Origin of the sequence: Microbacterium sp. ZW T5_45, assembly GCF_044987415.1 — a bacterium.
Lineage (GTDB): Bacteria > Actinomycetota > Actinomycetes > Actinomycetales > Microbacteriaceae > Microbacterium.
Map to the genome: position 1 here is coordinate 1 of NZ_JBJDRJ010000034.1, position 23,587 is coordinate 23,587.

Below are 23,587 nucleotides of genomic sequence, written 5' to 3' on the forward strand. Positions count from 1 at the left end.
GACGGGCGGAGAGCCGGTTCGAGCTGGCCGAACAGGCCGTGAGTCGCCGTCTCGATCATAGCGAGCACGGCATCGAACATCTCGGGGCCGGCGTAGTAGGGGTCGGGCACGTCCTGCGTGCTCGCGTCCGGGTCGAAGGCGAGCAGGAGGGTGACCTTGCCCTCCTCGTCCTCGTCGCGCGCCCACTCGCGAAGGATGCGCTCGTGCGTGCGGTCGAGCGCGACCACGAGGTCGTTCTCGGCGAAGGACGCGGTCGTGAACTGCTTCGCGCGATGGCTCGATCCGTCGTAGCCCCGTCGGGCCAGGGCGTCGAGAGTGCGTTCGTCCGCCCGTTCGCCGAGGTGCCAGTCACCGGTTCCGGCGCTGCGCGAGACGATCCGCGACCCCAGTCCCTGCCGCGCCGCGAGGTCGCGGAACACCACCTCCGCCATGGGAGAGCGGCAGATGTTCCCCGTGCAGACGAAGACCACGCGGAAGGGATCCGGGGATGTCACGATTCCATTGTGCCGGTCTGGGGGCCAGATCGCAGAGTCCTCCTGCACAGTGCGCCCCGGATTCCGACTCTCCACGGCTCCCGGCGCATGCGCCCGTCGGCGCCGCGCGGGGGTGTCGAAGAGCGGATGCTGTCGCCATGTCCTCCTTCATGACCACCGGTACCGGCTCCTTCGACGAGATGTGGGCGCGGTTCCACGCGCAACAGGCGCTGGCCGGCGCCATCGACTCGCTCGATGCGGCCGGTGCCGCCCTGGTCTCGCTGACGGCCGACACGCAGTGGTCGGCCGACGGTGTGCGGGCGCTGAATCAGAAGCTCGGCGACGCGCAGAGCGCGGCGGGCGCCGAGGCTGCGCTCCTGCGGACGAGATCGTGGGAGCTCGATCAGGCGGCCGCATCGTGAGCGGGATCGAGATCGACCACGGCGGAGCGATCTCGGTCGATCCCGAGGCGTTGCGGGACGTCGCGACGAGGATGACCGCCCTGGCGACGGACTTCGCCGAGGCCAGATCATCGATCGAGACCGCGTATCGGCGGATCGTCGACGCCCCGGGGCTCGCCGAGCACGTCGACACGTCCGCGCTGTGGTCCAGCGGTGTGCATACCGAGGCGTTGCGCGAGGACATCGAATCCGCGGTGGTCGGGGTGAGGCTCATGGCCGATGTGTTCGAGTACGTCGACCTCAAGGCCGAGGCCGACGCGCTCGCCCTGACGGATGCCGTCGCCGCGGACGAGCTCCGAGCGCGCATGGACGAGATCGCGCAGGGTGATCCGCGCGTCCCGGACATGGCGACGATGCTCGTGCAGTCGTGGGTCGACGACCGCTTCGCCGGTCTCGACAACCAGTACACCGCCGGAGGACTGCTGAGTCCGCTCTTCTTCGGCGCAGCGGCCATGGGCGCGCACGCCGGACTCGGCAAGATCTGGCCGGGTATGACGCTCTCCGGTGCCGCCGACCCCGTCTCGGTGACCCCGGTCAAGACCTCGACACCGGCGACGGCACCGGGCAGCGCCTCGGAGGCGCTCGGACGGATGCCGAGCGGCTCGGGCGCGCAGATCGCGGTCGAGAAGTACACGATGCCCGACGGCTCGACGAAGTTCGTGACGTATCTCGTCGGCACGCAGAACTTCCTGCCGTGGCAGAGCGGCGGCAGCGAGCCGTGGGACATGAAGTCCAACGTCGAGCTCTACGGAGGCACGACATCGGCGTCGTATCAGGCGACGCTCGACGCGCTCGCCGCAGCGGGGGCGAGGCCCGGTGACGAGGTCGACGTCGTCGCGCACTCGCAGTCGGGCATGATCGCCGCCCACCTCGCGATGGAGAGCGAGTACGACGTGCAGGTACAGGTCACGGCGGGCAGCCCCGTCGAGCCGACGCTCGAGGACGACCAGACGCTGATCCAATTCCGGCACACCGACGATCTCGTCTCTGGCCTCGCCGGCGGGGGCGCGCCGGGTGGGACCGGTTCACCCGACAGTGTGACCGTGTCGCGGGAGGGCGACCCGGTGTCGGGGATCCAGGACGTGTGGCTGCAGACCCACCACCTCGACACCTACATCGAGACGGCGGAGCTCGCCGAAGAGTCGGGAGACCCCCGCATGGAATCCCTCGACGACTTCTGGGACGGCCTGGACGACGCGGTCGAGATCGAGCGCACCGAGTTCCACGCGGAGCGGGAGAAGTGACGCCGCTATCGACCGCGTGGATCAGTCGCGGCGCGACTTCTTCGACTGCGGTCGCAGGATGAAGCCGAAGATCCCGTTGATGATCGAGATCAGCAGTGCGGCGAGCACGCCCCACCAGAAGTTCCCGATCGTGAGCCCCCATCCGAACGGCTGCGTGATCACCGCGGTCAGCCACAGCAGGAAGCCGTTGATCACGAAACCGATCAGGCCGAAGGTGAGGATGTACAGCGGGAAGGCGACGATCTTGACCACGGTGCCCACGATCGTGTTCACGACGGCGAAGATCGCACCGATCGCGAGCAGCGTCAGCACGAGCTGCAGGGTCTCGCCGGGGGCGAAGGCGGTGACGACGACCTGCAGCGCGGGGATCAGCGTCACCACCCAGATGGCGAACGCATTCACGACGACTCTGATGACGAAGCGCATAGTCCCTTCAGTCTCACACGGCAGCCGCGGAGATATCAGCCGCACGCGTGAAGTTGTGTACATCGCCGACGGGGTGACGAGGCCCGCCGTCCGCAGGCCGATGGGCTGCGGGAGGTTCCCAGTTGTCGCAAGATCTGCGACAACTGCGCGGACGGCATGATCGCGGAATCCATAGACTCGGACTCGTGACCGACCCGATCCTGCCGCGCATCCGCCCCGCCATCGCCGCCCTCGCTCCGTACCGCCAGGGCAAGCAGGCAGGACCCGACGCGTTCAAGCTGTCGAGCAACGAGAACCCGTTCGACCCACTGCCCTCGGTCGTCGCCGCTCTCGAGCACACGACGCCGATCAACCGGTACCCCGACGCCACGGCGACCCGCCTGCGCGAGCGCCTCGGCGCGAAGTACGGCGTCGACACCGACCAGGTCCACGTGGCCGCCGGCAGCGTGTCGATCCTGCACCAGCTGATCCTCGCCACGTCATCTGTCGGCGACGAGGTGATCTACGCGTGGCGTTCCTTCGAGGCGTACCCGAGCCTGCCGCTCGTCGCCGGTGCGACCGGAGTGCAGGTGCCGCTCGCGCCCGGCTCCCGTCATGACCTCGACGCCATGGCGGATGCCGTCACCGAGCGCACGCGCGCGATCATCGTCTGCACCCCGAACAACCCGACCGGGCCGATCGTCACCTCGTCCGAGTTCGCGGCTTTCGTCGCCCGAGTGCCCTCCGACGTGCTGATCATCCTCGACGAGGCCTACGCCGAGTTCGTGACCGCGCCCGACGCCGTCGACGGACTCGCGGAGCGCGTGTTCGACACGCATCCGAACGTCGTGGTGCTGCGCACCTTCTCGAAGGCGTACGGCCTGGCGGGCCTGCGCATCGGCTACGCGATCGGGCACGAGAAGGTGCTCGACGCGGCACGTGCGACCGGCATCCCGCTGTCGGTCACCTCCTCCGCCGAGAACGCCGCGATCGCGAGCCTCGACGCCGAGGCGGAACTGCTCGAACGGGTCTCGGTGATCGTCGAGCGCCGCACCCGCCTCATCGGCGGTCTCCGCGCACAGGGCTGGAACGTCCCCGACTCGCAGGCCAACTTCGTGTGGCTCCCGACGGGCGGGAACACGGATGCCGCGGCGGCGACCTTCGTCGAGAACGACCTCATCGTGCGTCCGTTCTCGGGTGACGGCATCCGCATCTCCGTCGGCGAGGAGCAGTCGATCGATCGGGTTCTCGAGGTCGCCTCGCGACTGCGCTGACGGTCCCGCTCACGCCGGCGGCCCTGCCTGGTCCGTCTCATGGTCCGCGCGCGTTCCCGGATCGCCTAGAGTGTGCTCATGCTTCATGCCTGTGACTGATCGGTAGCTGCGACTTTCTGGTCGCGTCACCTCACCGATCCCTATTCACCAGCACGCTTCGCGTGCTCTTCAGCATGAGGTCTTTCCATGCCATCCACTTCGGAGGCACGTTACTTCGACGTGCTCACATTGCCCAGAGTCCCGGTCACGTTCGGGAGTGCACTCATCGGACGTGCGGCATACGCCCTCGTCTTTCTTCCCCTGTTGTACGCCGTAACCGACGCGACAGGCTCCATTGCTCAAGCCGGTGCCGCGATCGCGCTCTACGGTGCCGGTGCGAGTTTCCTCGCACCGGCACGAGCGTGGTTCATTGATCGATTCGGCGCCCGCAGGATCTTGACGATCTTGGTCGTCCTCTTCGCGACGGCGATCAGCGCGGTCGCCGTAGCGACTCTGTTCTCGGCGGGTGGGATCCTGCTGTTGGCGCTGAGCGCCGTGGCGGGAGTGGTCGCGCCGCCGCTCGGGCCGACGATGAGAGTCGCCTGGCCTTCGCTCGTCCCTGAAGGGGAGCTTCTCAAACGCGCCATGAGCCTGGACGCGGTCGTCGAAGAGCTGCTCTACCTGGCAGGCCCCGCAGTGGCGGGTGTCGCGCTGACTGTCGCGAGCCCGGGGGCTGTGTTGCTCGGCCCTGCCGTGCTGGTTCTCGTCGGAGGGCTGCTCTTCGTCTCCACCTCAGCAGTAGGTGAGATGGGGACGCGGACGAGGGCGGGGACGAGTGGCCGGGGCCAGCGTCCGCTGATCCTGGAGAGACGGTTCCTCGCGATCGTGCTCCCGGTGCTGATCGCGGGTGGCTTGTCCGGTGCGGTGGGCGTCGCCGTACCTGACATCCTCGCGGGGGACGGGGGCGCGACGGCAGCGGGTGTCGCGCTGGGTTGTTTCGCGGGCGGAAGCGCGATCGGCGGCCTGATCTTCGGGCGCCTTCGTCTGTCAGCGAGTCCCTTCCGTCAGCTCGCTGCACTCACGCTGTTGATGGCATCGGTGCTCATGGGGCTGGCCATCTTCTCCGGCGCGGTCGCCGTGGTGGTGATTCTGGTCGTCGCAGGTCTGTTCCTCTCACCGATCATGATCGTCGGATACATGACCGCTGGCACGATGGGTGGCGAGCATCGCCAGAACTCGGCGACGACCTGGGTGAATACCGGCCACAACCTCGGCTCAGCCGCCGGGAGCGCACTCATCGGCGTCGGACTGCAGTTGGCCGGCGCTCCACCCGCAATCGTCTGGAGCATCGCAGGCGCCGCTCTGCTTCTTCTCGTGGCGGGAGCGCTGAACGCGGGGCGGGACGAGGCCGTCGCCTAGTCAGCCGACATGGGCATGGAGCCGTCCACGATCGCAGGGCGGCTCCATGTCCGAGCGCCTGGAACAGCAAGCGCGTGAGGAACGCGACCACGATCGAACCCGCCTGGACATCTGTGTCACTGTTGTAATACAGTGATACGCATGCAGATCGATGACTCCCGTCCCATCTGGGCGCAGCTCGTAGACGAGTTCCGTCGGCGCATCGTCGCGGGCGAGTGGCCGGCCGGGGCGCGCGTGCCCTCTGTGCGCGAACTCGCCCTCGACCTCGGGGTCAACCCCAACACCGTGCAGAAGGCGCTCGGCGAGATCGACAGACTGGGCCTCACCGCGACCGAGCGCACAGCCGGTCGCTTCGTCACCGCCGACGACGGCACCGTCGCGGGCGGCCGTGCAGCCCTCGCCGAGTCCGCAGCGGATCGGTTCGCCGCCGAGGCGCACGGCATCGGAATGACCCTCGTCGAGGCGACGGAGCTGCTGTCCACGCGCTGGGCGACACACGGATACGCCGCACCCGCGGCCCCGCACGACATGACCGGAAAGGAAGCGCAATGACCACCCCGCTCGCGATCGAGGTCACCGGCCTCACCAAGTCCTATCGCGGACGCACCGTCCTGCACGGACTCGACCTGCGCCTGGCGCCCGGCCAGATCGTCGGCCTGATGGGCGACAACGGCTCGGGCAAGACCACGCTGCTGAAGATCCTCGCGGGTGTCCTCGCCGAGTGGGAGGGGGCGGTGCGCATTTCCGGACACGAACCGGGGCCGGAATCGAAGGCGCTGGTTTCGTTCCTGCCTGACGCGTCGTTCCTGCCGGACGCGCACCGCCCGGCTGACTCGATCGCTCTGTACTCGCGCTTCTTCGCCGACTTCGACGAGGCGAAGGCCCAGCAGATGGTGGACTTCTTCGGTCTGCCCTGGGATCGCACCCTGAAGGAGATGTCGAAGGGCATGCGCGAGAAGCTCCAGATCTCGCTCGCGATGTCCCGGCGGGCTCAGGTCTATCTGCTCGACGAGCCGATCTCCGGCGTCGACCCCGCCTCGCGCGACGTGATCCTGCGCGGCATCCTGTCGAACTTCGACGAAGACGCCCTGCTCCTCATCTCCACCCATCTCATCCAGGACGTCGAGCAGATCCTCGACTCCGTGCTGTTCCTCCGCGGCGGCGAGGTGCTGCTGCACGGCGGCGCCGACGAGCTCCGCGCCGAGCACGGCGCCAGCCTCGATGCCCTGTTCCGAAAGGTGTACAAGTCATGATCGGCACGCTCATCGCACAGGACTACCGTGCGACTAAGAAGGCCCTCGGTGCCACGATCGGCATCGCGCTGCTCGTCGCCGCCGTATCGCTGATGACCGCCGCGCTGCGTGTGCCGATCGTCGGCAGCATCGGGCTCGTCGTCGGGGTGATCGCCGCCGTGTCGATCGTCGTCGTCGCGTTCGGGGTGCTCGTGGGGTACTACTGGCGCACCATGTACGGGCGCGAGGGCTACTTCACGATGACCATCCCCGTGCCGGGGCGCACGCTGTTCGCCGCGAAGGTGCTGTACGCGTTGGCCGCAGCCGCGGTCGCCGCGCTGTTCACCGCCCTCGCGCTGGTGGGAGCGGCGATCGCCTTCTCGATCTCGCAGCACCATGATCCCCTCGACCTGCTGCGCACGGGCCTGGGCATGGTCGACCCGTGGATGGCCTGGCTGGCCGTCGCCTCCCTGCTGCTGCAGACCGTGTTCCTCGTCGTGGTCGGAGCGGCCGTGATGTCGATCGGAGCGCAGGCCCGCTTCAACCACCTGGGCTTCGGGGCGGCGGTGATCGGCGCGGTGATCGTCTACGTCGTCATGCAGGTGGTGACCTTCGCCGCCATCATGTTCGTCCCCGTCGGGCTGGTGCTTACAGGGCCGGATGCCGGCACCCTCGTCCCCCGGGGGATGCTGCCGGAGTTCATCGCCGCCCTCAGCAGGGGCGCGCAGGGCACGACGCCGGCGGCCACCGGCGTCCTCGGGCTCGGCTTCGTGCTCACCACCGTCCTGACGATCGGGATCGCCGCCTGGTGGGGAGCGCGCAGCGTCGAGCGGCGCACCTCGCTGCGCTGAAAGCTCCTGCTCTGAAACCTGCAACTGCCCGGATTCCTGCGGATTCCGGGCAGTTGCATGGACGTCCTAGGTATGCATGACGGGGCATGCGGGCGCGGGTAGCGTGGAGCGCGTGACTTCTCCTGAGACCCCTCTCGTGCGCGTCCTCGACGCAGATGGACGATACGCACCCACCCCCGCGGCCGAGCAGTACCTGCCCCTGATCGAGGCCATCGGTGACACCGAGCTCGAGCAGCTCTACCGGGACATGGTCGCCATCCGCGCGATCGACACCCAGGCGACGAACCTGCAGCGTCAGGGCCAGCTGGCGCTGTGGCCGCCGTCGCGCGGACAGGAGGCGGCGCAGGTCGGCTCCGGGCGCGCCGTCCGCGCCCAGGACACGATCTTCCCCTCGTACCGCGAGCACGTCGTCGCCCGCATCCGCGGCGTCGATCCCGTCGACATCATCAAGCTCATGCGCGGGGTCTCGCACGGCGGCTGGGATCCGACCGACCCGAAGAACGGCAACACCCGTCTGTACACCCTCGTGCTCGGATCGCAGACCCTGCACGCGGCGGGGTACGCGATGGGCCTGTCGTTCGACGGCCGCACCGGCACCGGTGACCCCGAGCGCGACGAGGCCGTCATCGTCTACTACGGCGACGGCGCGTCCAGCCAGGGCGACGTGCACGAGGCGATGGTCTTCGCCGCCAGCTACCAGGCGCCGACCGTCTTCTTCCTGCAGAACAACCACTGGGCGATCTCGGTGCCCGTGTCGACCCAGTCCCGCGTCCCGCTCGTCGAGCGCAGCGCCGGCTACGGCATCCCCAGCATCCGCGTCGACGGCAACGACGTGCTTGCCAGTTATGCCGTGTCGCGCGTCGCGCTCGACGAGGCACGGGCCGGCGGTGGACCACGCGCGATCGAGGCGGTCACCTACCGTCTCGGCGCGCACACCACGAGCGACGACCCGACCAAGTACCGCGGCTCCGACGAGGAGCAGTCCTGGGCCGAGCGCGACCCGATCGTGCGCATGCGTGCGTTCCTCGCGGGCAAGGGGGCCTCGGATGCCTTCTTCGCGGACGTCGATGCGGAGGCGGCGGATGCCGCGGAGGATCTGCGTGCACGCACCGTTGAGCTCGGCCCGCCCACGGCGGACAAGATCTTCGACCACGTGTACAGCGAGCCGCATCCGCTGATCGCCGAGCAGAAGGCGTGGCGCGAGCGCTACGAGGCGTCGTTCGAGGGAGGCCAGGCATGATGCGGCGGGTGAAGGCTCCGCGGGCGGCTCAGGTTCCGCGGGCGATCGCAGGTTCTGCGGCCGATTCAGCAGAACATGGCCGCAGAAGGTGCGGATGGCCGCAGAAGTTCGAGACCGATGGGAGGGCGCAGGCATGACGCTCGAGACGATGCCGTTCAGCAAGGCGCTGAACGCCGGTCTGCGCAAGGCCATGGAGGACGACGCCAAGGTCCTGCTCATGGGCGAGGACATCGGCAAGCTCGGCGGAGTCTTCCGCGTGACCGAGCACCTGCAGCGCGACTTCGGCGAGAGGCGCGTGCTCGACACCCCGCTCGCCGAGTCGGGCATCGTCGGCACCGCGATCGGTCTGGCGATGACGGGCTTCCGTCCCGTCATCGAGATCCAGTTCGACGGGTTCGTGTTCCCGGCCTTCGACCAGATCACGACGCAGCTCGCGAAGCTCACGAACCGGCACGAGGGCTCGCTGAGCCTGCCGATCGTCATCCGCATCCCCTACGGCGGTCACATCGGCGCCGTCGAGCACCACCAGGAGAGCCCGGAGGCGTACTTCGCGCACACCCCTGGTCTGCGCGTGGTCTCGCCGTCAACGCCGAACGACGCCTACTGGATGATCCAGGAGGCGATCCGCTCGAACGACCCCGTGATCTTCATGGAGCCCAAGAGTCGCTACTGGCCCAAGGGCGAGGTCGAGCTCGACGCATCCGCCCTTCCGCTGCACGCGTCGCGCGTCGTCCGCACCGGCACCGACGTGACCCTCGTCGGCCACGGAGCCATGGTGACGACGCTGCTGCAGGCGGCCGCGCTCGCCGAGGCCGAGGGCACGAGCTGCGAGGTCGTCGACGTGCGCTCGCTGTCGCCGATCGACTACGAGCCCATCCTCGGCTCCGTGCGCAAGACCGGGCGCATGGTCTACGCGCAGGAGGCGCAGGGGTTCGCGAGCCTCGGCAGTGAGGTCGCGGCGACCGTCATGGAGCGCGCGTTCTACGCTCTCGAAGCACCGGTGCTGCGGGTGTCGGGCTATGACACCCCGTTCCCGCCCGCGAAGCTCGAGGGCGCGTATCTCCCGGATGCCGACCGCATCCTCGAGGCCGTCGACCGCTCGCTGGCCTACTGATGTACAACTGGTCGTTGAGCGAGCGAAGCGAGACGAAACGCGCTCGGATGGATACGCATTTCGTCTCGTCGCTTCGCTCCTCGCTCAATGACCGGAATGGAAAGGACTCGCAATGAGCACGCAGAACTTCACCCTTCCCGATGTCGGCGAGGGCCTGACCGAGGCCGAGATCGTGACGTGGAAGGTCGCCCCGGGCGACACCGTCGCGATCAACGACGTGATCTGCGAGATCGAGACGGCCAAGTCGCTCGTCGAGCTGCCGTCGCCGCACGCCGGCGTGGTCGGCGAGCTGCTCGTCGCCGAGGGGACGACCGTCGAGGTCGGCTCGCCGATCATCACGTTCGTGACGGATGCGCGGGACGATGCCGGCGCCGGACACGTCGCGACCGCTGAGGCGCCCGCGCCCGAGGAGGGCGGCGGCTCGGTGCTCGTCGGTTACGGCAGCGGCGGCGGTGCGACCTCTCGTCGCAAGCGCCCTGCGGAGCGCCCCGTGCGCTCCTCGGTGGGCGTGATCGCGAAGCCGCCGATCCGCAAGCTCGCCCGGGATCTGGGCGTCGACCTCACCGCCGTGACCCCGACCGGCGCCGACGGCGAGGTCACCCGTGACGACGTCATGACCCATGCCTCGCAGGCGAGCGTCTTCCGCAACATCCAGACGCCCGAGTGGGGCGCCGTCCGTGAGGAGACCGTGCCCGCACCGCAGGCTGCGCCGGTCGGCCTCGCGCGCGGAGTCGCGCCGGCACCGGCATCCGCCTCGAACGACGCGGACCGCACCGAGTCGATCCCCGTCAAGGGCGTCCGCAAGGCGACGTCGTCGGCGATGGTGCAGAGCGCGTACTCGGCGCCGCATGTCACGGTGTGGAAGGAGGTCGATGCGAGCCGCACGATGGAGCTCGTCAAGCGCCTCAAGGCGGCTCCGGAGTACGCCGACATCCGTGTCTCGCCGCTGCTGATCATGGCGCGCGCCGTGATCTGGGCCGCCCGCCGCACTCCGATGATCAATGCCGCTTGGGTGGAGACCGAGAACGGCGCCGAGATCCGCGTGCGTCACTATGTGAACCTCGGCATCGCGGCGGCGACGCCGCGCGGCCTGCTCGTCCCGAACATCAAGGACGCCCAGGACCTCGGCATGAAGGACCTCGCCCGGGCGCTGAACCGCCTCACTCTGACGGCGCGCGAGGGCAAGACGAGCCCGGCCGATCAGCAGGGCGGCACGATCACGATCACCAACATCGGCGTGTTCGGGATGGATGCCGGCACCCCGATCATCAACCCCGGTGAGGCCGGCATCATCGCGATGGGCACGATCAGCCAGAAGCCGTGGGTCGTCGACGGCGAGGTGCGTCCGCGCTGGGTGACGACGGTGGCCGGATCGTTCGACCATCGCGTGGTCGACGGCGACGCCATGAGCCGCTTCGTCGCCGATGTCGCGAGCGTGCTGGAGGAGCCTGCGCTGCTCGTCGACTGACGCGCGCCGCACCGGCGACGGCGAATTAAGTCCACTCCGAGCGCAGCAGCGCCCAGACGTCGAGCGTCGACCACTCGCCCTTGAACCAGTCGGCATCCCGGTGCCGGGCCTCGTGGCGGAAGCCGAGAGCCTCGAAGAGGCGGGCCGATGCGAGGTTGCGGGCGTCCGCTTGGGCCATCACCCGGTGGGCGCCTTTCGCGAAGAGTGCTCCGACCACAGCCCGCACGGCTTCTCGGGCGAAGCCGTGACCCTGGTGGGAGCTCGCGAGCGTGACCCCGATCTCGAAGGTGTCGGGCTGGTCGGCGAGGGAGTGCACCGCGACGTCGCCCACGAGTCCACCGTCCTGCGCTCGCACCCCGATCTGGAGCCACTGCCCGTCCTCCGACACGAGCTCGGCGGGCTGACCCGCGAGCAGCGCATCGGCCTGTTCGGCGCTGTAGTCCGGTGTCCAGGACTGCCAGCGGGCCACCTCCGGGTCTTGTCGGTACGCGAGGAACGCCTCCCGATCGTCGGGCGCGAGCGGGCTCAGGACGAGTCGCGCGGTGCGCAGCGGGAAATCGATCACCTCAGGACGCTAGCAGGGGACCTCACCCGGTGAGCGGCCCGCCGACGCGCCAATAGCCGAGGAACGAGACGCGGTCCTTCGGGATGCCGATCTCTGAAGTGAGCATGCGGCGGATGCGCGTGGTCGTGCCGGTCTCCCCGGCGATCCAGGCGTAGAAGCACGGGTCGTCGCGCACCTCGGATCCGTGCCCGGCTGCCCAGTCGGCGACGGCCCGCTCGGCACCGGTCGGCACGGAACCTCCGCGCGGAACGACGCGGATGCCGACATCGGGGCCGGCGTCGGCCGAGACCGTGTCGTCGGCGGGGTCCTCGCACTCGAGGATGACGTCGGCGCGCGCGCCCTCCGGCAGCGCGCGGAGGATGTTGCGCACCGCGGGGAACGCCGTCTCATCCCCGATGAGCAGGAAGCGCGTCGCCTCTCCGGGAATCCAGTGCAGGCCGTATCCGGTCCATCCCATCCGTCGATCCGGCCCGTTGATCACGGCGGTATCGCCGGGACGCGCCGCCGCGGCCCAGGCGGATGCGGGACCGGCCGGATCGTGCAGATAGAAGTCGACGTCGACCTCCCGCGCCTCTGGGCGGATGCCGGAGGGCGTGTAGGTGCGCAGGACGTTGCGCTCGTTCTCGGGGAGCGCCTTCCACCGCGTGTACCAGTCGGAGGGGTGAGGCGTCGGCTCGTCGAGCAGGCCGAAGTCGGCGAACGTTCCGTCGGCGAGCGGAAGGACGAGCTTGATGCGCTGATCGGCACCCCACGGGGCGAAGTGCACGAGGTCGTGTCCCGCGAAGGTGAGGCGGATGAAGCCGGGGCTCAGCACCCTGCGGGCAGCGACGGTCACGCGGAAGGCGCTGTACGCCCATGGCCGTTCGAGGGTCACATGTTCTCCGTCCGTGCGGTGCCGCGCAGCGGCACGACGAGGGGGCCTCCGGTCACCGGGTCCTCGATCACGACGTTCGCCAGGCCGAAGACCTCGTGCACCCGCTCGCTCGTGATCACCTCGGCGGGCGGCCCCTCCGCGACGATGCGACCGGCGCGCATCGCGATGATGTGCGTCGCATAGCGAGCTGCGTGATTCAGGTCGTGCAGGACGGCGACGATGGTGCGTCCTCGACTGTTCAGGTCTGCGAACAGCTCCATCAGGTCGACCTGATGAGCGACGTCGAGGTAGGTGGTCGGCTCGTCGAGCAGCAGCAGATCCGTGTCCTGCGCGAGAGCCATCGACACCCAGACCCGCTGTCGCTGGCCGCCCGACAGCTCATCGACCGTGCGCCCGCTCAGCTCGGTCGACCCGGTCCAGGCGAGGGCCTCCTGCACGGCATCCTCGTCCTTCGTCGACCACTGCCGGAACATCGTCTGGTGCGGATATCGCCCACGGGCGACGAGGTCGGCGACGGTGATGCCGTCGGGCGCGATCGCGGTCTGCGGCAGCAGCCCCAGCCGACGGGCGAGCTCTTTCGCCGGAAGCGCCGAGATATCCGCCCCGTCGAGGATGACTGTCCCCGTGGTCGGGCGCAGCAGCCGTGACAGGCCCCGGAGCAGCGTCGACTTGCCGCAGGCGTTGGCGCCGATGATCACGGTGAACGACCCCGGCGGGATCTCCGTCGTGAGGTCGTGCACGATCTCGGTGCGGTCGTACGACAGGCTGATGCTCTCGGCCCGCAGGCGGGCGGCGGAAGGGATGACGTCAGGCACGGCGGCGGATCTCCAGGACGATCATGAGGACGAGGTAGGCGCCGCCGACCGAGACGGTGACGACGCCGACGGGAAGCACGACGGGGAGCAGATGCTGCGCGACGATGTCGGACGCGAGCAGGAGCACGGCTCCGACAAGCGCCGACAGCCCGGACGACAGGGATGCGGTGCGCGCGAGGAGCCGCGCGACCTGGGGTGCCGCGAGCGCGACGAAGGCCACGGGGCCTGCGACCGTCGTCGCGGCGGCCACGAGGACCACCCCGATGACGATCGCCCCGGTGCGGACCGCGGCGGGTCTCGCCCCGGTCGCCGCGGCGACGTCGTCGCCGAGATCGAGCTGGCGCAGCCGCGGTCCCAGCCCTGCGGAGGCGAGCACTGCGGGCGCCGCGCACAGGAGCGCGATGACGAGGGTCTGCGCCGTGACGCCGTTCAGCGACCCTGCGCCCCAGGCTGAGGCGAACATCGCCGTCTCGAGCTCGATCTGCAGCAGCATCCAGGTGTTCAGGGACGCGAGCATCGCCGAGACGCCGATGCCGACGATGATCAGCCGGAACCCCTGCACCCCGCCGCGGGCGGCGAGCAGCCAGATCAGGGCCGCGGCCACCAGCGCGCCGAGCAGGGCGCCGATCGTGCGTGCGGACGGGCTGGGCGAGACGAGCACGAGTGCGACGAGCATTCCGGTGAAGGCGCCGTTCGACAGCCCCAGGATGTCGGGACTGGCGAGCGGGTTGCGGGTGACGCTCTGGAACAGCGACCCGGCGATCGCCAGCATGGCGCCGACCGAGATCGCGGCGAGGGCGCGCGGCAGCCGCCACTCCAGGACGACGGTGCGGTCGAGGTCATCGCCGCCGCCGAGCAGGATGTCGACGACGGCTCCGGGGCTCAGGGGGAACGACCCCATCCCGAGCGAGATGACCAGCAGGACGATCAACGCGGCGATGCTCACGGCTGTGACCACGAGGCTGCGTGTGCGCACCGGCATCCGGATCGGGCCGACGCCCACGAGGATGCGGCCGGGGTGGGTGGCGCTCACAGCGAGCTCGCCTTCCGTCGACGTGCCAGCGCGATGAGCACCGGGGCGCCGATGAGCGCCGTCACGATGCCCACGGGTACCTCGGCGGGGGCGATGATCACCCGGCCGAGCACGTCGGCGAGCAGCACGATGACGGGTGCGAGCACGGCGGAGAGCGCGATGATGGTCCGCTGATCGACCCCGAAGACCCAGCGGATGGCGTGCGGCACCATGAGGCCGATGAACGAGATCGGGCCCGCGATCGCGGTGGCCCCTCCCGCGAGCAGGGTGACGGCCACGATGACGCCGATACGGATGCCGACGACGTTCGCCCCGTGACTGCGGGCGATGTCCTCGCCGAGGCTTACGGAGTTCAGGCCAGGGGCGAGGAATGCTGCCAGGATGACGCCCACGGCCAGGAGCAGCAGCACCGGGACCATCTCGGCGATGCCCGTGGACAGGAGGGATCCGGCGTTCCAACTGCGCATCGAGTCGAAGGCGTCGGGGTTGCTCAGGGTGAGTCCGGTCGTGATCCCCGACAGCACCGCGCCCAGCGCCACGCCGGCGAGTGTCAGGCGGATGGGGTCGGCGGCGCCGCGCCCCGACGATCCGACGAGGTAGACCGCCACGGTCACGACGACCGCGCCGAGGAACGCCAGCCAGACGTACTCCTGGGGGCCGTGCAATCCCAGCAGCGCGACGCCGAGGGCCACTGCCAGGGCGGCGCCCGCGTTGACGCCGAGGATCCCGGGGTCCGCGAGCGGGTTGCGGGTGTACGCCTGCACGAGGGCGCCGGCGACGCCGAGGGCGACCCCCGCCGCGATCCCTGCCACGGTGCGGGGGATGCGCAGTTCGACGAGAACGAAGCGCGTCTCGGAGGTGCCGCCCCCAGTGACCGCGCGCCACAGCTCGTCGAGGGGCAGCGGATTCGCGCCGATCGTGAGAGAGAGCGTGACCGCAAGGAGAAGAGCGACGCCGAGCGCGAGGATGCCGACGGCCGGCAGGCCGCGGCGACGCCGTCGAGGCGGAGCCGTGGCCGGCCCCGCCTCGGTGGTGACCGTCATCGCCTCTTTTCGAGGTGCTTCTCGATGTCGTCGAGCACGGCGTGGGCGCCCTTGGGCCCGACGCCTGAGACCCAGTAGCTCGTGTCGACGAGGGTCACCTGCGGGAATGCGGCGGCGTTCTGGGTGAGCGCCGCGGGAATCGTGCCGGCGTCGTCGACATCGGCGGTCGTGACGAAGACCTCGTCGGCCTGCGCGTCGAGGACGTTCTCGGGGGAGATGTCGGCCTGCAGACCGTCGGCCCAGTCCTGATCGGGGATCGTGTAGCCGACGCACTCCAGCAGGCTGCCGGCGAACGAGACCGGTCCGTAGAGGCTCAGCGTCGTCTCGTCGCGCGGACGGATGAGCTGCGCCGTCTGACCGTCCACACCGTACTCGTCGGCGATGCTCGCGCAGCGCTCGTCGACCGAGGTCAGCAGATCGGCGACCTCGTCCTCCTTGTTCAGCGCCTCGCCGATCAGCAGGGCGTTGTCGCGCCAGGGGTCGGCCTGGGTCTCGATGAAGACGGTCGGTGCGATCGCGGAGAGCTGCTCGTAGAGCGCGGAGTGGCGCGCCTCGGTGCCGAGGATCAGGTCGGGCTTCAGCGCCGCGATGGCCTCGAGATCCGGCTCGGGGACTGTGCCGACGGCCTCGACCCCATCCGCATCGAGATAGGCGGGGGTGGTGCTGACGTTCGAGGCCACGGCCGCTCCGACCGGTGTGATGCCCACCGCGACGGCGGTGTCGAGCTCGAGCGGCTCGAGGGTGACGACGCGCTCCACATCGGTGGGCACCTCTGTGGTGCCTCGGGCATGCGTCACCTCACGGACGGCGGCCGTGTCGTCGGCGACGTCGGCCGACGGGGCCTCGGTGCCGGTCGAGCATCCGCTCAGGAGCAGGATCGCGGATGCCGTGAGAGCGAGCAGGGGGAACGGGGAGCGTCGAGCGCGTGCGGGCACGATGAGGGCCTTTCGAGGACGGGGTGTTAGGTAATGCTAACCAATCCTCGGATCCCGGTGCCACTTGCGTAGAAGGGCGGGCCGGGCTGCGCAGCCTCGGCCCGCCCTCGATCCGCGAACGATCAGACGACCGCGGGAACCAGTGTCTGACGCTGCGCGCCGAGCCCGTCGATCCCGATCTCCACCACGTCTCCGGCACGGAGGTAGGGGAACCGGCCGGAGAGGGCGACGCCCTGGGGCGTGCCGGTGTTGATGAGGTCGCCCGGCTCGAGCACGAGATACTGCGAGAGGTGATGCACGATCTGCGCGACGGTGAAGATCATGTCCGCCGTGTTCGAGTCCTGACGGGACTCGCCGTTGACGGTCGACCACAAACGCAGGTTCTGCGGGTCGACCTCGTCGGCGGGCACGAGCGCCGGGCCGAGCGGGTTGAAGGTCTCGGCGTTCTTGCCCTTCGACCACTGTCCGCCGGACTGCTCCACCTGGAAGGCGCGCTCCGAGACGTCGTGCGACACGACATAGCCGGCGACGTGCTCGAGCGCCTCCTCAGGGCTGGACAGATAGCGGGCGCGGGTGCCGATGACGACGCCGAGCTCGACCTCCCAGTCGACTTTCTCGGCACCCGGCGGGATCAGCACGTCGTCGAACGCGCCGACCACGGTATTCGGATGCTTGTGGAAGAGGATCGGCACCGATGGCGGGGCGTCGCCCGATTCGGCGGCGTGCGCGGCGTAGTTCTGGCCGATGCAGAGCACGGCCTGCGGGCGGGCGATGGGAACGCCCACCCGCAGCAGATCGGCGCCCTCGAACACGGGCAGCTCGCCGGCGTCCAGCGCGGAACGCGTGCGACCGATGCCGTCATCGGCGAGGAAGGCGCCGTCGATGTCGGCGGTCAGACCGTCGAGGCGGAGGATGCGGCCGTTGTGGCGCACCGCGGGGGTTTCGGCGCCGGCATCGCCGAGTCGGAGGAATTCCATGTGTCGTGCTCCTGGTCAGTGCGGATCAGTGGGTGTAAGGGCGGTGCTTCTGGATGGCATCCGACAGCTCGACGCCGAATCCGGGCGTCTCCGGCACTTTCAGGCGTCCGTCGACCGGAACCGGCTCGCCGACGAGCATCGGCGAGAACATCGGCACGACCTCCTCGGCTGTCGGGTGCATCATGAGGAACTCCGCGAACGGGCTATTCGTGCGGGTCACCACGAAATGGTACGAGTACACCGAGGAGCCGTGCGGCACGACCATGGTGCCGTGCGCGTCGGCCAGGGCCGAGATCTTGATGAGCTCGGTGATGCCGCCGCACCAGCCGACGTCGGGCTGGATCAGGTCGACCCCGGTCTCCAGCAGTTGGCGGAAGCCCCATCGGGTGGCCTCGTGCTCGCCCGTGGTGATCATCATCGACGAGGGCGCGCGCTTGCGGAGCTCGGCGTAACCCCAGTAGTCGTCGGGGATCAGCGCCTCTTCGAGCCACTTCAGGCCGTAGTCGGATGCCGCGTGCGCGAGGCGGGTGGCGTAGTCGACGTCGAGCGCCATCCAGCAGTCGTACATCAGCCAGAAGTCGTCGCCGACCTTCTCGCGCATGTCGGCGAGCATCGCGATGTTCTTCCGCAGGCCCTCCTCGCCCTCGGCGGGGCCGTGGTGCAGCGGCATCTTGCCGCCGATGAAGCCGAGCTCCTTGGCCCTGTCGGGGCGGGCGCCCGTGGCGTAGAACTGCAGCTCATCGCGCACAGGGCCGCCCAGCAGCTCGAACACGGGCACCTGGCGGATGCGGCCGAGCAGGTCGTAGAGGGCGAGGTCGACGCCGCTGATCGCGTTGAGCACGACTCCCCGGCGTCCGTAGTAGAGCGTCGACTTGTACATCTGGTCCCAGATGCGCTCGATATCGGTGACCGCGCGACCCTCGAGGAAGCGCGCGAGGTGCTTCTCGACGATGAAGGCTCCGATCTCGCCGGCCGTCGTGACGGAGAAGCCGACGGTGCCGTCGCTGGCCTCGATCTCGACGACGAGCGTGCCGAGCACGTTGATCCCGAAGCTCTGACGTGACTGCCGGTACTCCGGATACACGCTCATCGGCGTCGCGATGTGGTCGTCGATCCAGTGCTCAGCGCCCTGGTCGTGATAGTCCGCTCCGCCGCCGCGCACCGTGTAGGCGCGGACCTCGCGGATCGTGGGGGTGCCGGTCATCGTGTGAGTTCCTCTCGGTCGAACCGGACAAGGACCTTGCCCGGGGTGCCGTCGCCGGCGGCGAGTGCGGCGAAGGCGGAGTCCGCCTCGGTGACGTCGATCTCGCGGCTGATGAGAGCGCGGTACGTGTCGGGGTCGCCGCCGATGATCCGGGCGGCGTGCGTGAAGTCCGCGGATCCGTAGGTGAAGCTGCCGATCAGCGACCGCTCCTCGGTGCTGACGAGGAACGCGTCGAGGGCGATCTGTGGCGATCCCATCCCGACGAGGCAGATCGGAGCGCCGAGCACGGTGCTCGTGAGCGCATCGCGCACGGTCGGGGTGATGCCGACCGCGTCGATCGCCGCGTCGGCGAGTCCGCCGCGCTCGTGCAGCTGGTCGACGACCGAGCCCAGGGAGGGATCGACGACCTCGGCGCCGAGCTTCTGCACGAGCTCTCGGCGCGCGGCATCCGTCTCGCTGACGATGATCGCCCGGGCGCCGGCGTCGCGCAGAGCGATGACCACGGACTGTCCGATGGGCCCGCCGCCGATCACGAGTACGCGGCCGAGGCTGTCGGCGGGCAGGCGCCGCACGGCGTGGACGGCGACCGCCAGAGGCTCGATCAGCGCGCCGAGCTCGATGGGCAGGTCGGCGGGAAGCGTGACGACGTTGCGCGCGGGGACCACGACGTAGTCGGCGAAGGACGCGGGGATCTCCGCCGCGACGCCGATCACGTACTTGCCGGGGTGGTGCTGTTCTCGGCCTGCGTAGGCCTCGGCATCCTCGGCGGGGATGACGACGGGGTTGAACGTCACGGGTGCGCCGACCGCGAGTCCCTCGACACCGGCGCCGAGAGCGGCGATCGTGCCGCTCGACTCGTGGCCCATCACCTGGCCAGGATGGCGCCGGCCGTTCTCGCCGGTGTAGCCGTGCACGTCGGATCCGCAGATCCCCGTGGCGACGACCCTGATGACCACCTCGTCCGGTCCGGGGGAGGGCACGGGGGCGTCGCGGACGTCGAGGCGTCCGATCTCGGTGAGTACCAGCTCGCGCATGGTGGGTCTCCTTGTCTGTGCGGAAGTCTGTGCAGCGGGTCAGCGTCGCCCGGCGGGCGCTGCAGCGTCGAGTCCGACGCCGTCGTTCTCGCGGACGGCGGGGCTGACGATGCGGCTGAGCGCGATCAGTGCTGCGCCGATCAGGGCGATCGAGGCGAGCACGATGAGCCCGGCGCTGTCGCCGAAGGTCGCGTCCGCCCAGTTCTTGAGGATCGGGGCGAGGAATCCGCCGAGGCTGCCGAGCGAGTTGATGAGCGCGATGCCGCTCGCGGCGGCGGCGCCGAGCAGGAACGACGTGGGAAGCGTCCAGAACACGGGCTGCACGGAGATGAACCCGGCTGCGCCGACGCTGAGCGCGGCGAGGGCGACGATCGGGTCCTGGATGACGGCGGAGAGCACGATGCCGAGGCCGGCCGCCGCGAGCGCGCAGGTGGCGACCAGCCGGCGCTGGCCGGTGCTGTCGGCGAGGCGCGAGAGCACGAAGGTGATGATCAGGGCGAAGGTCCACGGGACGGCCGTGAGGAGGCCGACCTCGAGACCGACGGGCTTGCCGACGATCGTGGCGATCTGGGTGGGCAGGTAGAAGGTCACGCCGTAGACGCTCATCTGGATCGTGAGGTAGATGGCGGCGAAGTAGAGCACGACGGGGTTTCCGAGAGCGCGCAGGGCGCCGCGCGGCGAGTGGTTCTGCTTGGCGCTGTCCTCCTCCTCGAGGGCACCGAGAAGGGTGGAGCGCTCGCTCTCGCTGAGCCACTTCGCATCCTTCGGGCCGTTGTCGAGGTAGAAGAACGCGAGGATGCCGACGAGCACGGTGAGGATTCCGGTGATGAGGAACATCAGCTGCCAGCCGTGGATGCCGACCTTGCCGTCGAGGTCGAGCAGGACGCCGGACAGCGGGCCGCCGAAGATGAAGGCGAGCGGCGCGCCGAAGTAGAACAGGCCGTTGACGCGGGCGCGGAACCTCAGCGGGATCCAGTACGTGAGGAAGAGGATGACGCCGGGGAAGAAGCCGGCCTCGGTGATGCCGAGGAGCACGCGGAGGGCGTAGAAGATCCACTCGTTGGTGGCGAAGACCATGAGGGCGGAGACGATGCCCCAGGACACCATGATGCGGGCGAGCCAGATCTTGGCGCCGACCCGGCGCATGATGAGGTTCGAGGGGACCTCGAAGAGGGCGTAGCCGAGGAAGAAGATCCCCGCGCCCAGGGCGTAGGCGGCATCGGAGATGCCGGTGTCGGCCTGCCAGGCGACCTTGGCGAAGCCGAGATTGGCGCGGTCGAGGAACGCGAGGATGTACATGAGCAGAAGGATCGGGATCAGCCGGAGCGTGACCTTGCGGACGATCGCGGCGAGCTCGGGCCGCGCGGGGGACTGAGTGGACATCGGGCATCTCCATTGACGAGGGGGTATCCAATGCGTTCACGTATGTGAACTGAGTGTCCCAGACCTGAACGCGCGATAGTGTGACACATCGCATCTGGCCGCACAACCCATCTGGAGGGCGCATGACGGAACCCGAGACCGGCGCGGTGAAGTCCGCAGGGCGCGCGCTGGAGATCATCGAGCACCTGGCGGATGCCGAGGGGCTGACCTTCCCCGAGCTCGTCACGGCGCTATCGCTGCCCCGGTCGAGCGCGCACGGACTGCTACGGACGCTCGTCGCCGCCGGGTGGGTGGAGTTCGATCCTGCGCGCAAGCGCTACTCGCTGGGCCTGAAGGCCTGGCAGATCGGGCAGCGCTACGACGGTCACCGTCTGCTGCTCGACAACGGTCCGGCGCTCATGGCCGAGCTCACGGACGAGACCGGTGAGACGGTGCAGATGGCGCGCCTCGAAGGCGTCGAGAACGTGTACATCGCGATCAGTCCCTCGCCGAATCCGATGCGGCTCGCCTCGAACGTCGGCATGCGTCTGCACGCGCACGCCACCGGCATCGGCAAGGCGCTGCTGAGCACCTTGAGCGACGAGGACGCCCGTCGGCGCCTGCAGCAGGTGGCGATCCCGCGGCTGACCGCCAGGACGATCACGGATCCGGACGAGATCCTCGCGGCGATCTCGCGGGGGCGAAATCTGGGGTTCTTCGTGGACGACGAGGAGTTCATCGACGGATGCCGGTGCGTGGCCATGCCACTCACCTGGCCGGAGGAGACGGGTGTCGCGGCGGCGCTGAGCATCACGATGCCCACGAGCCGGACCGATGAGACGTGGCCGCACTCGATGGCCGAACCGCTGCGCCGGGTCGTCGTGCGGATGCGCCGTGACATGGGGCTCGTCGCCGAGAGGTCGCCGCACACTTCCGACTGATGCGGGGCACGGCATCCCCTGTGGGTGCCGAGAGAACCGGCGGCTACGCCCCGCGTGGAAAGGCGCGCAGCGCGCGCTCCGCGACCCGCCGGAGCTCCTCGCGCCCGGTCCCGGCCGCCGCCTGGACGGCGAGACCGGCCGAGACCGTCGTGAGGTAGCGCGCGAGCTCCTGCGGATCCTCGTCGGCGCCGAGGTCGCCGGCGCGGACAGCGGCCTCGAAGCGGGCGGCGAAGGCCGCCGTGCCGTCCGCCCGACGCTCCTCGAGGTAGCGGACGATCTCCGCATCATCGGGTGACACCGCCAGGCCGCCCTGGATCGACAGGCATCCGGGCGGCCGCCCCGGCATGGTGATGGCGTCGACGTTGTCGAGCAGGTAGCGCCTCGCCGTGCCGTATGCCGTGGGCTCGGCGAGGGCGTCGGCGACGTAGGCCATATCGACCCTGGCGTATCGGTCGACGGCCAGCTTGAAGGTCTCCTCCTTGCTGCCGAAGGCCCGGTAGAGGCTCGGACGGTTGATGCCCATCGCCTCGGTGAGATCGGTCAGGCTCGTGCCCTCGTACCCCTGGCGCCAGAACACCTCGATGGCTCTGTCGAGCGCCTCGTCCGCGTCGAAGCCGCGGGGCCTGCCCCTCGTCGCCATCCGTCGCCTCCATCTGCCGATCTCCACGTCCTCCGCCGATCTCCAACTTAGGCGAGTCGGCGAGCGGTCAGACCTGGCTGGCCCCGCCGTCGACGTACAGGTCGGTGCCCGTCACGTACGAACTCCGCGGCGACGCGAGGTAGAGCACGGCCTCGGCGATCTCCTCGGGCGAGCCCAGTCGACGCATCGGCACGCCAGCGGCCAGTCCGCCCAGCAGCGCATCGGCCTGCTCGGGTTCTGCGGCGAGACCGCTGAGTCCGGGCGTCGCGATGGGGCCGGGGGCGACGGAGTTCACCCGGATGCCGCGATCGACGAGCTCTGCGGCCCAGCTGCGCGCGAAGCTGCGGATCGCGGCCTTGGACGCGGCGTAGACGCTGAACGCGGGGCTTGCCTTGACGTCGATGTTCGACGAGGTGAGCACGATCGCCGCGTTCGCGTTCGCGTTCAGGTGCGGCAGGGCCGTCTGCACGGTGAGGATCACGCCGCCGACGTTCGACTCGAAGGTCGTGGTGAAGTGCTCCCAGGTGATGTCCTCGATCGCTGCGAACTCGCCCCCTCCGGCGTTCGCGAACACGGCGTCCAGTCCTGCACCGCGCTCGGCGATCGCCTGGAACACGGCGTCGAGCCCGCCCGGTCGCGACACATCGCCCTGCACGGCCGTGACGTCGACGCCGAGCTCATCCGATACGGCCGCCAGCTTGTCCGACGAGCGACCGGCCACGAACACGTGCGCGCCCTCCGCCACGAAGCGGCGCACCACCGCGAGTCCGATGCCCGAAGTGCCCCCGGTCACGAGTGCGGTCTTGTTCTGGAGGTCTCCCATGATGTCTTCCTTTCAATTCTGTACCGTTCGGTACGCAATGAAAGGAGGAACGGCGAGGGTGAGTGTCTTATTCCGTACTGATCGATAAATAATTCGTTCGCGCGACGATTCCCGGACGGCATGACGATTCCCGGATGCTGTCGCGCGAGAGCATCCGCGATTCGTCATCGCTTCCGCATCT

The 23,587-nt window shown here is 69.4% G+C and carries 25 protein-coding genes; 11 read left to right on the plus strand and 14 right to left on the minus strand.

Annotated features, from left to right (window positions below; translation table 11 throughout):
- Positions 1-431, minus strand: a 431-nt coding sequence (locus tag ACI3KS_RS15330) for a low molecular weight protein-tyrosine-phosphatase (protein ID WP_404919450.1), incomplete at its 3' end; no start/stop codon positions are given.
- 200 nt (positions 432-631) lie between these two features.
- Here ACI3KS_RS15330 and ACI3KS_RS15335 point away from each other — a divergent pair.
- Positions 632-895 carry a hypothetical protein gene (locus ACI3KS_RS15335; RefSeq protein WP_404919408.1) on the plus strand — a complete coding sequence of 88 codons (264 nt, stop codon included), beginning with the start codon at positions 632-634 and terminating at the stop codon, positions 893-895.
- Positions 892-2,178 carry a hypothetical protein gene (locus ACI3KS_RS15340; RefSeq protein WP_404919409.1) on the plus strand — a complete coding sequence of 429 codons (1,287 nt, stop codon included), beginning with the start codon at positions 892-894 and terminating at the stop codon, positions 2,176-2,178. The genes ACI3KS_RS15335 and ACI3KS_RS15340 overlap by 4 nt, the downstream gene beginning before the upstream one ends.
- 21 nt (positions 2,179-2,199) lie before the next feature.
- Here the strand turns inward: ACI3KS_RS15340 and ACI3KS_RS15345 are convergent, their stop codons facing one another.
- The gene (locus ACI3KS_RS15345; protein WP_404919410.1) at positions 2,200-2,604 is read right to left on the minus strand and encodes a phage holin family protein; all 405 of its coding nucleotides are present in this window, start codon (positions 2,602-2,604) and stop codon (positions 2,200-2,202) included.
- A gap of 185 nt (positions 2,605-2,789) precedes the next feature.
- Here ACI3KS_RS15345 and ACI3KS_RS15350 point away from each other — a divergent pair, with 185 nt between their 5' ends.
- The 8 genes from ACI3KS_RS15350 to ACI3KS_RS15385 all read left to right on the plus strand — a co-directional run bounded on the left by ACI3KS_RS15350 (position 2,790) and on the right by ACI3KS_RS15385 (position 11,160).
- Positions 2,790-3,857, plus strand: coding sequence for a histidinol-phosphate transaminase (locus tag ACI3KS_RS15350; RefSeq protein ID WP_404919411.1), 1,068 nt, complete (start codon positions 2,790-2,792; stop codon positions 3,855-3,857).
- Positions 3,858-4,043: 186 nt separating this feature from the next.
- Entirely contained in the window at positions 4,044-5,255 is a 1,212-nt protein-coding gene (locus ACI3KS_RS15355; protein WP_404919412.1) for an MFS transporter, read from the plus strand.
- Between the two features lie 141 nt (positions 5,256-5,396).
- Positions 5,397-5,807 (plus strand): GntR family transcriptional regulator, encoded by a 411-nt coding sequence (locus ACI3KS_RS15360; protein ID WP_404919413.1) that lies wholly within the window; start codon positions 5,397-5,399, stop codon positions 5,805-5,807.
- The gene (locus tag ACI3KS_RS15365; RefSeq protein WP_404919414.1) at positions 5,804-6,508 is read left to right on the plus strand and encodes an ABC transporter ATP-binding protein; all 705 of its coding nucleotides are present in this window, start codon (positions 5,804-5,806) and stop codon (positions 6,506-6,508) included. Before ACI3KS_RS15360 ends, ACI3KS_RS15365 begins: the two co-directional genes overlap by 4 nt.
- The gene (locus ACI3KS_RS15370) at positions 6,505-7,338 is read left to right on the plus strand and encodes a hypothetical protein (RefSeq protein ID WP_404919415.1); all 834 of its coding nucleotides are present in this window, start codon (positions 6,505-6,507) and stop codon (positions 7,336-7,338) included. Before ACI3KS_RS15365 ends, ACI3KS_RS15370 begins: the two co-directional genes overlap by 4 nt.
- Positions 7,339-7,414: 76 nt before the next feature.
- A complete protein-coding gene (gene pdhA, locus ACI3KS_RS15375) occupies positions 7,415-8,578 on the plus strand; it encodes a pyruvate dehydrogenase (acetyl-transferring) E1 component subunit alpha (protein WP_404919416.1) in 1,164 nt (387 codons plus the stop codon).
- 133 nt (positions 8,579-8,711) lie between these two features.
- Positions 8,712-9,692, plus strand: a complete 981-nt coding sequence (locus ACI3KS_RS15380) for an alpha-ketoacid dehydrogenase subunit beta (protein WP_404919417.1) — start codon at positions 8,712-8,714, stop codon at positions 9,690-9,692.
- A 112-nt stretch (positions 9,693-9,804) separates the two neighbouring features.
- Positions 9,805-11,160, plus strand: coding sequence for a dihydrolipoamide acetyltransferase family protein (locus tag ACI3KS_RS15385; protein WP_404919418.1), 1,356 nt, complete (start codon positions 9,805-9,807; stop codon positions 11,158-11,160).
- A 25-nt stretch (positions 11,161-11,185) separates the two neighbouring features.
- On the opposite strand, the gene ACI3KS_RS15390 is transcribed toward ACI3KS_RS15385, so the two are convergent.
- From ACI3KS_RS15390 to ACI3KS_RS15435, 10 genes are all read right to left on the minus strand, one after another.
- Positions 11,186-11,725: a GNAT family N-acetyltransferase gene (locus tag ACI3KS_RS15390; RefSeq protein WP_404919419.1), complete on the minus strand. Its 540-nt coding sequence runs from the start codon at positions 11,723-11,725 to the stop codon at positions 11,186-11,188.
- A gap of 22 nt (positions 11,726-11,747) precedes the next feature.
- A complete protein-coding gene (locus tag ACI3KS_RS15395; RefSeq protein WP_404919420.1) occupies positions 11,748-12,599 on the minus strand; it encodes a siderophore-interacting protein in 852 nt (283 codons plus the stop codon).
- Entirely contained in the window at positions 12,596-13,414 is an 819-nt protein-coding gene (locus tag ACI3KS_RS15400) for an ABC transporter ATP-binding protein (RefSeq protein WP_404919421.1), read from the minus strand. The genes ACI3KS_RS15395 and ACI3KS_RS15400 overlap by 4 nt, the downstream gene beginning before the upstream one ends.
- A complete protein-coding gene (locus ACI3KS_RS15405) occupies positions 13,407-14,447 on the minus strand; it encodes a FecCD family ABC transporter permease (protein ID WP_404919422.1) in 1,041 nt (346 codons plus the stop codon). Before ACI3KS_RS15405 ends, ACI3KS_RS15400 begins: the two co-directional genes overlap by 8 nt.
- Positions 14,444-15,490: a FecCD family ABC transporter permease gene (locus tag ACI3KS_RS15410; RefSeq protein ID WP_404919423.1), complete on the minus strand. Its 1,047-nt coding sequence runs from the start codon at positions 15,488-15,490 to the stop codon at positions 14,444-14,446. The genes ACI3KS_RS15405 and ACI3KS_RS15410 overlap by 4 nt, the downstream gene beginning before the upstream one ends.
- Positions 15,487-16,425, minus strand: coding sequence for an ABC transporter substrate-binding protein (locus ACI3KS_RS15415; RefSeq protein ID WP_404919424.1), 939 nt, complete (start codon positions 16,423-16,425; stop codon positions 15,487-15,489). Before ACI3KS_RS15415 ends, ACI3KS_RS15410 begins: the two co-directional genes overlap by 4 nt.
- 122 nt (positions 16,426-16,547) lie before the next feature.
- A complete protein-coding gene (locus tag ACI3KS_RS15420) occupies positions 16,548-17,402 on the minus strand; it encodes a fumarylacetoacetate hydrolase family protein (protein ID WP_404919425.1) in 855 nt (284 codons plus the stop codon).
- 25 nt (positions 17,403-17,427) lie between these two features.
- The gene (gene rhmD / locus ACI3KS_RS15425) at positions 17,428-18,606 is read right to left on the minus strand and encodes an L-rhamnonate dehydratase (RefSeq protein ID WP_404919426.1); all 1,179 of its coding nucleotides are present in this window, start codon (positions 18,604-18,606) and stop codon (positions 17,428-17,430) included.
- Positions 18,603-19,640 carry a zinc-binding dehydrogenase gene (locus ACI3KS_RS15430; protein ID WP_404919427.1) on the minus strand — a complete coding sequence of 346 codons (1,038 nt, stop codon included), beginning with the start codon at positions 19,638-19,640 and terminating at the stop codon, positions 18,603-18,605. The genes rhmD and ACI3KS_RS15430 overlap by 4 nt, the downstream gene beginning before the upstream one ends.
- Positions 19,641-19,679: 39 nt before the next feature.
- Positions 19,680-21,023: an MFS transporter gene (locus tag ACI3KS_RS15435; protein WP_404919428.1), complete on the minus strand. Its 1,344-nt coding sequence runs from the start codon at positions 21,021-21,023 to the stop codon at positions 19,680-19,682.
- 122 nt (positions 21,024-21,145) lie between these two features.
- Here ACI3KS_RS15435 and ACI3KS_RS15440 point away from each other — a divergent pair, with 122 nt between their 5' ends.
- Complete coding sequence (locus ACI3KS_RS15440) at positions 21,146-21,943, plus strand: IclR family transcriptional regulator (protein ID WP_404919429.1); 798 nt, start codon at positions 21,146-21,148, stop codon at positions 21,941-21,943.
- A gap of 43 nt (positions 21,944-21,986) precedes the next feature.
- Here the strand turns inward: ACI3KS_RS15440 and ACI3KS_RS15445 are convergent, their stop codons facing one another.
- The gene (locus tag ACI3KS_RS15445; protein WP_404919430.1) at positions 21,987-22,583 is read right to left on the minus strand and encodes a TetR/AcrR family transcriptional regulator; all 597 of its coding nucleotides are present in this window, start codon (positions 22,581-22,583) and stop codon (positions 21,987-21,989) included.
- 67 nt (positions 22,584-22,650) lie between these two features.
- Positions 22,651-23,406: an SDR family NAD(P)-dependent oxidoreductase gene (locus ACI3KS_RS15450; protein WP_404919431.1), complete on the minus strand. Its 756-nt coding sequence runs from the start codon at positions 23,404-23,406 to the stop codon at positions 22,651-22,653.
- Positions 23,407-23,587 lie beyond the last annotated feature (181 nt).

Coding starts and splice junctions, on each gene's coding strand:
- ACI3KS_RS15450 (WP_404919431.1), bottom strand. CDS start 23,406: ATGGGAGACCTCCAGAACAAGACCGCACTCGTGACCGGGGGCACTTCG.
- ACI3KS_RS15445 (WP_404919430.1), bottom strand. CDS start 22,583: ATGGCGACGAGGGGCAGGCCCCGCGGCTTCGACGCGGACGAGGCGCTC.
- ACI3KS_RS15430 (WP_404919427.1), bottom strand. CDS start 19,640: ATGCGCGAGCTGGTACTCACCGAGATCGGACGCCTCGACGTCCGCGAC.
- ACI3KS_RS15345 (WP_404919410.1), bottom strand. CDS start 2,604: ATGCGCTTCGTCATCAGAGTCGTCGTGAATGCGTTCGCCATCTGGGTG.
- pdhA (WP_404919416.1), top strand. CDS start 7,415: ATGACGGGGCATGCGGGCGCGGGTAGCGTGGAGCGCGTGACTTCTCCT.
- ACI3KS_RS15385 (WP_404919418.1), top strand. CDS start 9,805: ATGAGCACGCAGAACTTCACCCTTCCCGATGTCGGCGAGGGCCTGACC.
- rhmD (WP_404919426.1), bottom strand. CDS start 18,606: ATGACCGGCACCCCCACGATCCGCGAGGTCCGCGCCTACACGGTGCGC.
- ACI3KS_RS15380 (WP_404919417.1), top strand. CDS start 8,712: ATGACGCTCGAGACGATGCCGTTCAGCAAGGCGCTGAACGCCGGTCTG.
- ACI3KS_RS15335 (WP_404919408.1), top strand. CDS start 632: ATGTCCTCCTTCATGACCACCGGTACCGGCTCCTTCGACGAGATGTGG.
- ACI3KS_RS15420 (WP_404919425.1), bottom strand. CDS start 17,402: ATGGAATTCCTCCGACTCGGCGATGCCGGCGCCGAAACCCCCGCGGTG.
- ACI3KS_RS15435 (WP_404919428.1), bottom strand. CDS start 21,023: ATGTCCACTCAGTCCCCCGCGCGGCCCGAGCTCGCCGCGATCGTCCGC.
- ACI3KS_RS15440 (WP_404919429.1), top strand. CDS start 21,146: ATGACGGAACCCGAGACCGGCGCGGTGAAGTCCGCAGGGCGCGCGCTG.
- ACI3KS_RS15365 (WP_404919414.1), top strand. CDS start 5,804: ATGACCACCCCGCTCGCGATCGAGGTCACCGGCCTCACCAAGTCCTAT.
- ACI3KS_RS15355 (WP_404919412.1), top strand. CDS start 4,044: ATGCCATCCACTTCGGAGGCACGTTACTTCGACGTGCTCACATTGCCC.
- ACI3KS_RS15370 (WP_404919415.1), top strand. CDS start 6,505: ATGATCGGCACGCTCATCGCACAGGACTACCGTGCGACTAAGAAGGCC.
- ACI3KS_RS15410 (WP_404919423.1), bottom strand. CDS start 15,490: ATGACGGTCACCACCGAGGCGGGGCCGGCCACGGCTCCGCCTCGACGG.
- ACI3KS_RS15360 (WP_404919413.1), top strand. CDS start 5,397: ATGCAGATCGATGACTCCCGTCCCATCTGGGCGCAGCTCGTAGACGAG.